10 protein-coding genes and 1 pseudogene are annotated in these 11261 nt (G+C 70.9%); 7 read left to right on the forward strand and 4 right to left on the reverse strand.

The genetic code is table 11. The features are described from left to right. Window positions 1-303: pseudogene (locus C1I98_RS27000) on the forward strand (hypothetical protein); the annotation flags it as partial. Between the two features lie 301 nt (window positions 304-604). After that, complete coding sequence (locus C1I98_RS27005) at window positions 605-1540, forward strand: inositol monophosphatase family protein (RefSeq protein ID WP_199537246.1); 936 nt, start codon at window positions 605-607, stop codon at window positions 1538-1540. A gap of 66 nt (window positions 1541-1606) precedes the next feature. On the opposite strand, the gene C1I98_RS27010 is transcribed toward C1I98_RS27005, so the two are convergent. The 4 genes from C1I98_RS27010 to C1I98_RS27020 all read right to left on the reverse strand — a co-directional run bounded on the left by C1I98_RS27010 (window position 1607) and on the right by C1I98_RS27020 (window position 6063). Further along, window positions 1607-2767 carry a methyltransferase domain-containing protein gene (locus tag C1I98_RS27010; protein ID WP_233508222.1) on the reverse strand — a complete coding sequence of 387 codons (1161 nt, stop codon included), beginning with the start codon at window positions 2765-2767 and terminating at the stop codon, window positions 1607-1609. Continuing rightward, window positions 2764-3108 carry an SPASM domain-containing protein gene (locus tag C1I98_RS43180; RefSeq protein WP_233508223.1) on the reverse strand — a complete coding sequence of 115 codons (345 nt, stop codon included), beginning with the start codon at window positions 3106-3108 and terminating at the stop codon, window positions 2764-2766. Before C1I98_RS43180 ends, C1I98_RS27010 begins: the two co-directional genes overlap by 4 nt. Before the next feature lie 105 nt (window positions 3109-3213). Then, window positions 3214-3717: a radical SAM protein gene (locus C1I98_RS43185; protein ID WP_199537248.1), complete on the reverse strand. Its 504-nt coding sequence runs from the start codon at window positions 3715-3717 to the stop codon at window positions 3214-3216. A gap of 405 nt (window positions 3718-4122) precedes the next feature. Continuing rightward, window positions 4123-6063: an N-acetylmuramoyl-L-alanine amidase gene (locus C1I98_RS27020; protein ID WP_111170233.1), complete on the reverse strand. Its 1941-nt coding sequence runs from the start codon at window positions 6061-6063 to the stop codon at window positions 4123-4125. Window positions 6064-6298: 235 nt separating this feature from the next. Between C1I98_RS27020 and C1I98_RS27025 the strand changes: the two genes are divergently transcribed. The 5 genes from C1I98_RS27025 to C1I98_RS27045 form a co-directional block, all read left to right on the forward strand. After that, complete coding sequence (locus C1I98_RS27025) at window positions 6299-6679, forward strand: hypothetical protein (RefSeq protein ID WP_146607656.1); 381 nt, start codon at window positions 6299-6301, stop codon at window positions 6677-6679. After that, complete coding sequence (locus tag C1I98_RS27030) at window positions 6676-7905, forward strand: DUF6395 domain-containing protein (RefSeq protein WP_111170235.1); 1230 nt, start codon at window positions 6676-6678, stop codon at window positions 7903-7905. The genes C1I98_RS27025 and C1I98_RS27030 overlap by 4 nt, the downstream gene beginning before the upstream one ends. Before the next feature lie 33 nt (window positions 7906-7938). Then, a complete protein-coding gene (locus C1I98_RS27035) occupies window positions 7939-9501 on the forward strand; it encodes a flavin monoamine oxidase family protein (RefSeq protein ID WP_111170236.1) in 1563 nt (520 codons plus the stop codon). Between the two features lie 181 nt (window positions 9502-9682). Then, window positions 9683-10207, forward strand: coding sequence for a YbaK/EbsC family protein (locus C1I98_RS27040; RefSeq protein WP_111170237.1), 525 nt, complete (start codon window positions 9683-9685; stop codon window positions 10205-10207). Between the two features lie 133 nt (window positions 10208-10340). Beyond that, on the forward strand, window positions 10341-11261 hold a 921-nt coding region (locus C1I98_RS27045; protein WP_146607657.1), incomplete at its 3' end, for a serine/threonine-protein kinase.

Raw genomic sequence — 11261 nt, forward strand, 5'->3', positions numbered from 1 at the left:
GCTAGTCTCGTGGGCTCGGAGATGTGTATAAGAAACAGCACCCACGCCCGCCGCACCTCGGTGGGCACCGAGCTGCGCTTCCACACGACGGGGGGCGAGACGCCGCGCCTGTTCGCGATCTACCGGGTCACCTCGGGCACCCCTGACCTGCGCACGGGACGCGACCTGGTGGCGGTCGTACCGGGAGCGAAGTCCGCGACCTGGACGGATCCGGCAAAGGTGCGTGGCGCCACCTACCACGTCACGGCCCTCGACGCCGCCAACCGCCAAAGCCCCCTCTCCTCCGGCCGCCGCCCCCGCTGACCGGATTCTTCCTAAAGGGCCTCAAGGGCGCGGCCCTCCCTGCCGCTCGGACGCTTGTCTGTTGTCGGGCTTCGCCCGACGTCGCTGTTCTTCGTGTGCCGTATGTTCTGGTTAGGTCCTTGTACGGCAAGCACCGGTTCCGCCGCCCCACCGTGCTCGGTTGCGCCCTGTGCCCGGTGTTTCGCGTGTGTCGTGGCCACTCGCCATACCGAGCACCGGCTAAAACGGTCACTTCCCGAACTGCACCGTCTGCTGATCCCGCGCCGTCACCCACCCGGCTCCGCTGAGCGAAGGGAAGCACATGATGACATCGCAGCCGTCTCTGCCCCGCCTGGCGCAAGATGTCGCCCAACTGGTCGCCACCGTCATCGGCGAGATTCGTCCCCGGCTGATCCAGGCGGCTCTGTCGGGGGACCGCGCAGAGAGCACGAACGTGCGGCATGCCGACAATTTCCTGTCGGACTATGACATGTGGATGCACCGCCGGTACCAGGAGCTGCTGACCCAGGTCATCCCCTCGTTCGTCTACGCCTCCGAGGAGGCCGATCCGCTGGTGATCGGAAGCGATCCCGACCCGGACCTGTGCGTCTTGGTCGATCCGCTCGACACCAGCGAACTCGCCGTCCGGGCGTTGTACGGCTACACCCACGTTCTGGTCTACTCGCGCAGGCTCGCCCGCCCGGTGGCCGCCGTGGTGGGTGACATCTTCCACCACATCCAGCTCTATGCCGCAGGCCGCGACGCGGCCGGCCATGACAAGGCGTTCTTGCTCACCGGCGACGGAGGCCGGCATGCGCTGCGGCTGGACCGGCGCCTCCCGCTGTCCGAGGCCCTGGTCACCAACTACCTGATGAAGCCCGCAGAGCGCTTCGCTGCGCTCGCTCGGAAGACTCGCCTGATCGAAGAACTGAGCCGCTCTTCACCGGACGGTGCGAGCCGTGGCCGGATCGGTGTGGACTTCGGATCGGTCGGCCTGTGCCACGTCGCGGCCGGTTTCAGCGACGCCATGATCGAGTTCGCGAAGGGGTTCGCCGTGTGGGATCTCGCACCCGGCCACTACATCCTGAACGCGGCCGGAGGGGTCGTGGTCGATCTGGACGGTCAGACGCGCCCACTGGACTACGGATTCGGCACTGTCGAGGAGATCGTGAAGGCCATGGAGCGCCTGGACATGTTCGTTGCCGCGTCCAGCCTTGACCTTGCCCGCGACATCGTCCGAGCGATGCGCAACGAGTGATCAGCCTCGCCGGGATCGTGAGGCAGGGCGTGCCCAGCCACACCTGCCGCCCGTCCGGGGTGACGGTCATCCCGTACCGATGGTCGCGGTCCAGCGGCCTCGCCGGAGCGTGATCACACCCTCCGGGCTGATGGTCGCCTGCGCCGCCAGGAACGGGAGTTCGCCGTGCCGGATCCAATGGTCCCGCACTTGGTCCAGGTAGTCCCACAGGCGGCGGGGGCCGCCCTGGTGGACGATCACCTTGCCGTCGTGTTCCTCAGCGCGGGCCCACGACCCGTCGATGTGAGTCATGACCGCGACGCGAGTGCCGTCCTCGCGCTCGTCGTAGTAGTGCCCGATGCCGGGCGCGATGATCTCCAGCATGGTACGGACGTCCCACGCCTCGATCACCTCCAGCACCGGGTACGAGCTCGCCTCGACCTGCTCGCCGTCTTCGACGCGGGCGCGTTTGAGCAGGGAGCGGTCGCGTGGGGGGTAGTTGTCGCCGGTCCGGGTGGTCATGAACATCGCCCGGTCCCGTTCGATCCGGCCGGACGCGCTGCCGTCCGCCTGTTTCTCGGCGGTGAGGATCAGCCCCATGTTGGTGAGGGTGGTGGCCAGCCGTCCGCCGACGTGCAGGGCCTCCAACCAGGAGGCCGGGACGGTGTCGACCGACACCATGGCGACGATGCGGTGCCACCGCCCGCTGAGCGGGCCGGTGGCGTCGCCGGTGATGAGCCGCGGCCGGTAGCCGATCTCGTCCAGCCGGTCATGGGCCGCGCTGTTCAGGTACGGGTCCACATCGATCGCGGTGACCCGGGCGGAGCCGAGCCGGGCGCACAGCACGGCGGTGCCATAGCCGCTGCCGGTGCCGGCGTCCAGCACCGTGCGGCGGTCGTCGATCGAGGCGTGCCGGTACATCTGGGCCACCAACCCCGGCAGGGTGGACGAAGAGGTGGGAAGCCCGGAAGGAACCATGCCAGGTTCGGCGTGATCGGCATGCAGGGCGCCGACCCGGGTCACCAGGGTCCGGTTGCCGTAGGCGGCCTTCAGCCACCTGTCGTGGTCGTCACCGCCGATGCGGAGTTCCCAATCGTCATCGCCGCCCCACCAGCGAGGCACGAACGTGTGACGCGGGATCGACGCGATCGGGTCGCGCCACCTGGATCCGGGCGGGGTGGCAGCCGCGGCCAGCGCCTGCGCGTGCTTCTCCCAGTCCAGGAAAAGGTATCCGCTGACGTCCCTCACCGCCCGCCACCCATCAGATGAAGCCGGGAGGGGACCTGCGGCCAGATGAGCGCGTTGCCCTCGCAGGGGGTCTCAGCCGGTTTGCAGTCGCCACCGTCCAGGTTCGGCCTGCACCTCTTGATCGGCGTGCAGTCCTCGTCATCATCGTCCTTCGGCCGGATCGGGCGGGGCACCTGCGCGAGCAGCGCGTACCAGGCGGCACTGCCGAGGATGGTGGCCAGCAGGGTGGCGCGGACGTTTCCCGCCGAGGGCAGGAACCTGGACAGGACGCACAGGCGGACGTCGCCGTCCCAGGAGACGGCGGCGCGGCCGTTGCCGCACTGGCCGCACAGCTCCTTCACACTCGGTCCCACACCCATCGCGGCGGTGGCGCGGCCGACGCCGCGGATGCGGTCGGGAGCCTCTACATGGGGAACACCCAGCTTGATCAGCTATTCGCGGGCCTTTTAGGCGCGCTGGCCGGGCCCGCAGTTCACGATGCCGACCTTGAGCGGTATGCCGCGGGTCACCGCTTCGGTGATCGCGGCGCGGGTCCGGGCGTGGCTGCCCCTGCGGCCGGTGATCTTGTCGTGCTCGGCGGCCACGTCGCTGTAATAGGACGTGGCCACGCTCACTTTGGGGTGGGAGAACAACTTCCAATGGTCGGCGGTGACGCGGTAGAGGTTGGAGTACACCTGCACGTGCAGCCCGGCCGTGAGCGCGTACCTGGCCAGGTGTGGAAAGTCCGGGTGCAGCGTCGGTTCGCCGCCGATGAGCTGGATCGTCGTGACTCCTGCGGCCGGCGCGGTGTCCAGCAGGTGTTCCCAGTCCGCTACGGTCATGGTGCCGTGCCCCTCGGTGGGTGCGGCGCTTGAGTAGCAGTGGCGGCAAGCGAGCTGGCAGCGGTTGGTCAGCTCGCATTCGAGGAACCACACGGGGGCCGGGGTGTCGATCGTGGTGTGTATGCCCATGTTTCCCGCTGCCTCGATTGGCTGCCTAGCGTGACGGTACGGCTACCGTTCGGGTGGGCAATGCCTTTCACGCAAGAACTCTGCTTCCAGGAAGGCGACAGCCCATGCGGGTGACTGCGGAGCTGCGCGGAGAGCGATGGGTGCTCGCCTGGGGGGGCAGGTGGCAGGTGTCGGGGTGGAAGGCCATGCGGCACTGATGATCTTTAAGGTGTGGGCGGCTGTTGCGGGACGTGCTCATCAGGGCGAGCCGGACGATGTGGCGGCGGATGTGACCTGACGGCTTCGGACCAGGGCTCACGGCAAGCGAGGAGCACGACGTCGCGCGAAGCCCGACACCGGAAAGAACGTCCGAGCGTTAGCGAGGGCCACGCTCTTCGGGCGCGCGAAGCGCCGCCCTGCGGCAGGTCAGCCGATGGTGAGTACCACGTCGTCGGCGTTGACGAACATCACTCGGTGCCCGAACTGGATCTGGTAGTACCTCAGCTTCCCCCGCACCACCGTGTGCCGCTCGGGGTCGAAGGTCACCGCGCGGAAGTACTCGCCGCCCGCGACCCGGCCGAGGGTGTACTTCTGCCCGGCCGCGAACGTGTACTGCAAGGGCACGATCTCCTGCGGCGGCACGCCCGGCGGGTACGCCTCCGGCTCGGGGAAGGCCCTGCCGTACACCGGCACGGTGGCGCGGCCCGGCTTCGGGGTGACGATGAGGCCGCGCGAGGGGATCGCGACGCGGGCGCGCGGCGGGTCGTTGAACCACGCCTTCTGGCCGAGGTACCAGATCGCCGTCCAGTCGCCCTGGCGGTCGGCCACCGCGTAGCGCTGCCCGCTGGACGCGCGGGCGCTGTGGTCGTAGACGCTGTAGGTGGAGTCGCCGGTGGGGTGTTTGCCGATGTCCTTGACCAGCGGGGCGTCCGGGCGCGGTTCGGTGCGCAGCCAGATGGCGGCCGAGCCGTGCGGCGGGCAGGCGGTGGCCGGGTCGGACGGGACGCAGCCGTAGAAGTAGGGGCGGTTGCCCTCGTAGTCGGGGCGGATCATGACCGATTCGGCGCGCGGGCCGCCGGTCTGGCGCAGCGGCGCGCCGAGCAGGTCGAAGTAGTGGGCCCAGTCCCAGTAGGGGCCGGGGTCCTCGTGCATGCCCTGCACGGTGCCGGGCACGGTCCCCGGCACGTTGTCGTGGCCGAGGATGTGGGCGCGGTCCAGGGGGATTCGGTGCAACTTGGCGAGGTGGCGCACGAGCTTGGCGGAGGTGCGGTACATGGCCTCGGTGTACCAGGCGCCGCCCTGGGCCAGGAAGCCCTCGTGCTCCAGGCCGATGGACTTGGCGTTGACGTACCAGTTGCCGGCGTGCCAGCCGACGTCCTTGGTCCGGATGTGCTGGGCGATGTGACCGTCCTGGGAGCGCAGCGTGTAGTGCCAGCTCACGTACTCGGGGTTCTGGACGAGTTCGAGGGTGCGGTCGTAGTACTCCTCGGTGTCGTGGATCACGATGTACTCGACCTTCTGGTCCACCGGCCGCCGGGCCTTGTCGTGGTTGCCGTAGTCACCGCCGGGCAGTTCCTGGTAGGGGGCCGGGATCCACTCGCAGGAGATCGTCCGGGGGCACTCGACCTCGCCGGGGCGCGGTTCGCGCAGGCCGAGCCGGTCGAGCCGGTCGCGCAGCGGGTTCAGGCCGGGCAGCGGCGCGAGGCGTACGGCGTGGCCGTCGTCGGTGGTGCGCGCCGCGCCCTGCCGGATCACGGTGTAGACCTCGTCGGCGAACGCCCTGGCCGCGCCCTCGTCGGCGGCTCCGGAGTAGCGCGCGACAGCGCCGTACCACTGGGCGGGGTCGTCGCTGAGCGGCGCGCCGAGCCGCCGCTGGTGGTCGGCGAGCAGGGCGGCGCCGCCCATGATGTTGGCGGCGGGGTCGGCGCGCAGCGCGTCGCGCGGCAGGCCGGTCAGCTCGGCGGCGCGCTCCAGCGTGCGCGGCGAGTCGCCCGTGGGCGGCGGCGCGGACCCGCCCGAGGGTACCTTGGTACGGCGGGCGTCGTCACCGCGCGGGTCCTCGGTGGGAGACGAGTGGTGATGGACGGCCGGGGGCAGCGCCGCCGCGTCGGTGAGGTGCATCGGCCCGAAGCCGGCCGACGTGCTCGGCAGCCCGCGGTTGGCGTCCCACCGCGACTCCAGGAAGGAGACGCCCAGCAGGACGCTCTGCGGCACCTTGTGGGTCCGCGCGGCGTCCGCGTAGGCGCGCTGGCGGTCCCCGGCGGAGGCGGCGGCGGGCGGAACGGGGCTGATGGTGAGCGCGGCGAGGGCCACGGCGGCCAGCGCGGCGGCGCCGTGCCGCCGGGGGCGGGCTGAGCGGAGTCGCAAGGGTGCTCCTCGGCTGGGGGTGCTGGGGGGCGGAGGTCACGTCGATCACCAGCGTGCTGCCCCTTGATCCCGCTGTCAACGATTTTCTTCGCGCATGACCAATGTCGGAAGATTTCTTTCAAACATTGCCGAGCGCACCCTCCCGGCCATCGACCTATACGTACTTTATCCAGAGTGATAACACTCTTGACACTTGGTAAAGGAAGGGCGGGATTAGGCGCTATCGTGACCGTTCATGGTCCGGTTGGTAAGGCGGGTGCCGGTTCCCGGGTGGATCCGGCGTTCGGTACGTTCCTGGTTGGATGCCCACTATGTCAGGCGAGTTGACCACAAAAACGACATTCGGGACTCCCTGTGGGAGATCAAAGTCGTCGCGCGGGAACTCGCCGAACTTCGCGCGGAGGTCGAGCGGCTGAACGCCCGCGTGGCCAAGATCGCCCCGGACCAGGCCCGCATGGCCCGCTGGGACGACGCGCACCGGCTCGCCGTGGAGACCGCCTCGGCGATGGACCGGATCCTGCAGAACGAGGTCCTGCTCTGGCAGGCCGTGGACCGCGTGGAGAGCGCCGCCGCTGGGGACGCCGGCAGGGAAGCCGTCAGGGACGGCATCCGGTGAGGGCCGCCTGGACCACGGACGGGGGCGTGTGGCATCTGGGGTTCAGGCTCGACGCCGAGGACGGCATCACCGGCACGGTGACCGACGGCCAGGCGGTACGGATGGCGACCAACTCCTGCCGGGTGCGGCTGCCCCGGCCGCTGTCCGACGTGCATCCGGACCTGTCCGCGCTGGCCGCGTGGACCGTCGTGGCCCCCTGGACGACCCGGCGGATCACCTTCGACCGGCCCGTGTCGCGCGGCCTGGCCGCCGCGATCGAGCAGGGCTTCGGGATCGAGGCCGGGCCGGTCGGCGCGACGCCGCGCACCGGCTCCAGGCTGGCGATCTCCTACAGCGGCGGCGCGGACTCCGTGGCCGTGGCCGCGATGCTGCCGGACGCGCCGCTGGTCCACTTCCAGCGCGTACCACACCAGCGGGTGCCCAACCGCTGGACCCACTACCGCGCAGATGTGCTCGCCAAGCTGGCCGCCCGCACCGGCAGGGAGCTGACGATCGTCCAGTCCGACCTGGAGTTCACCCTCGCCGAACCGCGCCCCGGCTATCCCGAGCACCACGCGGTGGCCGCGGGCGCGATCCTGATGGCCGGCGAACTCGACCTCGGCGGCATCGCGTTCGGCTACGAGATGGGCTCGCGCTGGCTGGGCGGCGGGCGCTACCTGCACCGGTACACCCCGCACAATCCGATGTGGTCGCCCGGCGGGCGCTGGGGCCGCCTGTTCGCCGCCGCGGGCCTGCCCATGGTGCTGCCCGTCGGCGGCGTGAGCGAGGCCGTCACCATGCGCCTCGCCCTCGGCTCGCCGCTGCGCGAGCAGGTCAGGTGGTGCCTGCGCGGCGACGACGGCGGGCCGTGCGGGGTGTGCGGCAAGTGCCTTTACAAGGAACTGATCCAGGCCGCCATCGAACGCCGCCCGCTGCGAACCACGATCACCGTCTCGCGTCCGGTGGCCGCCAAGTGGCAGCAGCCGCCCCCGTACGGCGGGCAGGAGATGATCGAGTACGGCTGCGCCCGGGTGCCCGGCATCGAGGGCACCCCGTTCGCCAAGGCCGCCGGATACCTGGGCGCGACCGAAGAGTCCACCGGATGGCTGGAGCGTTGCTACCGTCCCGCCATCGAGGAGCTGCCCGACCCCTGGCGCAAGCAGGTGGCGGACTTCATGGCCGGCGAGGTCGGCTTCATGACCCAGAGCGAGGCACGGCACGTGGAGATGTGGGGACAAGGGACGTGAGGTCATGGCGCTGCTCGGGATCTTCGGCTGACCATGTCCGGAGCTGATCGGCTGACCAGGCGGGCCCTGCTGGTCGGCGTGGGCGCGGCGGGCGGCGCGGGCGCGATGTTCGCCGCTATGGGGGCCCTCGGGCTGGCCCCGCAGGAGCAGCGGGCGCAGTACACGCCGCCGCGGCCGTCCGACTTCCGGCTGACCGGGCGCGCGGCGGCCAAGGTGCTCGTGCTGGGGGCCGGGGTCGCCGGGCTGACCTGCGCCTACGAGCTGGGCAAGGCGGGGTACGACTGCACGGTCCTGGAGGCGGGCGACCGGATCGGCGGGCGCAACCTGACCCTGCGCGGCGGCGACCGGCTGACCGAGACCTCGGGCGCGACGCAGACGGTGGAGTTCGGCGAGGGGGTCTACTTCAACGCGGGCGCGGCCCGGATCGCGCAGTGGATGGTCACCCTCGACTACTGCCGCGAGCTGGGCGTGCCGATCGAGACGTTCGTCAACAACAACGCCTCCGCCTACGTCTACAACCACGGCATGCCCGCCCCCGTCCGGGCGCGGACGGCCCGCGCCGACCTGTACGGCCACATCTCCGAACTCTTGGCCAAGGCCACCCACGCGGGCGCGCTGGACCGTCGCCTGACCGGCGAGGACCGGGAACGCCTGATGGCGTTCCTGCGCCGGTTCGGCGACATCGGCGGCGAGCTGTCCTATACCGGGTCGCCGCGGCGTGGTTACGCGACCGACCCCGGCCTCGGCCCGGGCACCCCGCTCGCCCCGCCCGGCGGCCTGGCCGAGGTGCTGGCCGCGGGCGTCGGCCGGGCGGTGACCATGGACTTCGGGTACGACCAGGCCGCGCCCATGTTCCAGCCGGTCGGCGGGATGGACGCGATCGTCGCCGCGTTGGCCCGCGAGATCGGGCCCGGCCGGATCAGGACCGGCACGGCCGTCACGAAGATCACGAACCTGCCGGACGGTGTCGAGGTCATCCACCACGCCGGGACCGAGCGCGCCGACTACTGCGTCGCCGCCCTCCCGCCGCACGTCCTCGCCAAGATCCCGGGAAACCTCGGGGCCGCCGTCGTCTCCGCGCTGGCGACCCCGCGCCCGGTCTCCGCGGGCAAGATCGGGCTGGAGTACGGCAGGCGCTGGTGGGAACAGGACGACCGTATATATGGGGGGATAACCGAAACCGATCTGGATATCACGCATATCTGGTATCCCTCGTACGGTTACCACGCCGCCCGGGGGCTGGTCGTCGGCTACTACGCCACCGATGAGCACGCCCGGACGTACGGCGGGCTGTCCCATCGCGACCGGCTGCGCCGCGCGCTCACCCAGGGCAAGAAGATCCACGGCGAGAAGTACCGCTCCGAGCTGGTGTCGGCCGTCTCCATCGACTGGGACCGCCGGCCGCACATCGGCGGCGGCTGGATGCGCTGGCCGGAGCACTCGGAGGGGCTGGCGCTGCTGCGCCGCCCGGCGGACCGGGTCTACTTCGCCGGCGACTGGCTCACCCATCTGGTCGCCTGGCAGGCCGGGGCGATGGAGTCGGCCCGCGCGGTCGTCACCGACCTGCACCGCCGGGTGCTGTCCGCTCCTGTGTGAGGGGGGCCTGTGCGGCGAACGCGTGCTCGCGGGCCGGGGACAGAGCGTAGAGTCTTGGCAAGTGCTTGGCCGCACGCCGACGATGGCGTGGGCCCGGCGGGTGTTGGGGGTATGGATCGAGCCGGGGGGCCGCGCAGGGAGCGGCGCGTTCGCCCTGGCCGGAAGGGGATGATCTCGCGATATGGGTCCGGGGAACCTCTCGTGGGCATCGGCGGCCGAGCGGCCGGAGTTGCTGGCCGGGCCGGTGGCGGTCGTCGCGGCCGGGCTGGGCGATCGGGTGCGGGTGGCCGAGATCGATCCCGAGGTGGCCGACACCGCCGCCTTCTGTGAGCGCTACGACGTCGGCATGGACGAGTCGGCCAACTGCGTGATCGTGGCGGCCAAGCGCGGCGGAGAGGTGCGGTACGCGGCGTGCCTGGTGCTCGCCACGATGCGGGCCGACGTCAACGGCGTGGTGCGGCGTCATCTGGAGGCCCGCAAGGCGTCGTTCGCGCCCCAGGCCGACGCGGTGCGGCTGACCGGCATGGAGTACGGCGGCATCACCCCGCTCGGGCTGCCCGACGACTGGCCGGTGCTCGTGGACGAGGCCGTGGCGGCGCACCCGGATGTGGTGATCGGGAGCGGCCTGCGGCGATCCAAGGTGGCCATCCCCGGGGCGGTGCTCGCCGGACTGAAAACCGCGGAGGTGCTCGCGCTCGCGAACTGACGCCGAAGCGAGCTTGTCTAATACCCTCGATTGGGAAACCGTTGGGACCTGCCCGATCGTTGTAATAGCGAGGAAATGTGGCCTCGCGGTTCATCTCTGGGGCGGTGTTTGAGCCGGTATGGTGCTTCATGCCATGAATCAGGACGACCGACTAGGACCTTACCGGCTGCTCAGGCGGCTCGGTGAAGGCGGCATGGGCGTTGTCCACCTGGCCGTCGATCGGCAGGGCCGTGAGGTCGCGGTCAAGGTGTTGCGCGCGGAGGTCACCGGCGACGACGTGGCCAGGCGGCGGCTCGCCCGTGAGGTCGAGACCATGCGCCGGGTCCGCAGCGAGCACATCGCCGAGGTCCTCGACGCCGACGTGACCGGTCACCGTCCTTACATCGTCACCCGGTACGTCCCCGGCCAGGCGCTCGACGACCTGGTCAAGGAGGAGGGGCCGCTCGACGTCGGCGCGGTGCTGAAGGTCGCCCGCGGCGTGGCGTCCGCGCTGGCCGCGGTTCATTCGGTGGGGGTCATCCACCGTGACCTCAAACCGGGCAACGTGCTGATCCTCGACGGCGAGCCGGTGCTCATCGACTTCGGCATCGCCCAGGCGGTGGACGCCACCCGGCTGACCCAGACCGGCATGTTCATCGGCACCCCCGGCTACCTCGCCCCGGAGATCATCGAGGGGCACGAGGCCGGGCCGGAGGTCGACATCCACGCGTGGGCGGGCACGATGCTGTTCGCCTGCAGCGGCCAGCCGCCCTTCGGCAAGGGCACGCTGGAAATGATCTTCTACAACATCACCGCGGGCAAGGCCAACATCGGCGCTGCCCCGCCGGTGCTCCAGCCGGTGCTGCGGGCCGCGTTGCAGCGCGATCCGGCCAGGCGGCCGAGCGCCGCCGAGATCGCCGCCCAGATCGGGCGGCTGATGCCGAAGGCGGGCGGCCGGCCGCGGATGCCCGACGAGATCACCACGGTCCCCGACGTCAGCGGGCGCAACCCGGCCACCGGCCCAGCCGCGGGGCCCGCCGCACGCTCTGGCCCCGTTTCAGGCCCCGGCCCCGTT

The sequence above is a fragment of the Spongiactinospora gelatinilytica genome, assembly GCF_003236385.1.
Lineage (GTDB): Bacteria > Actinomycetota > Actinomycetes > Streptosporangiales > Streptosporangiaceae > Spongiactinospora > Spongiactinospora gelatinilytica.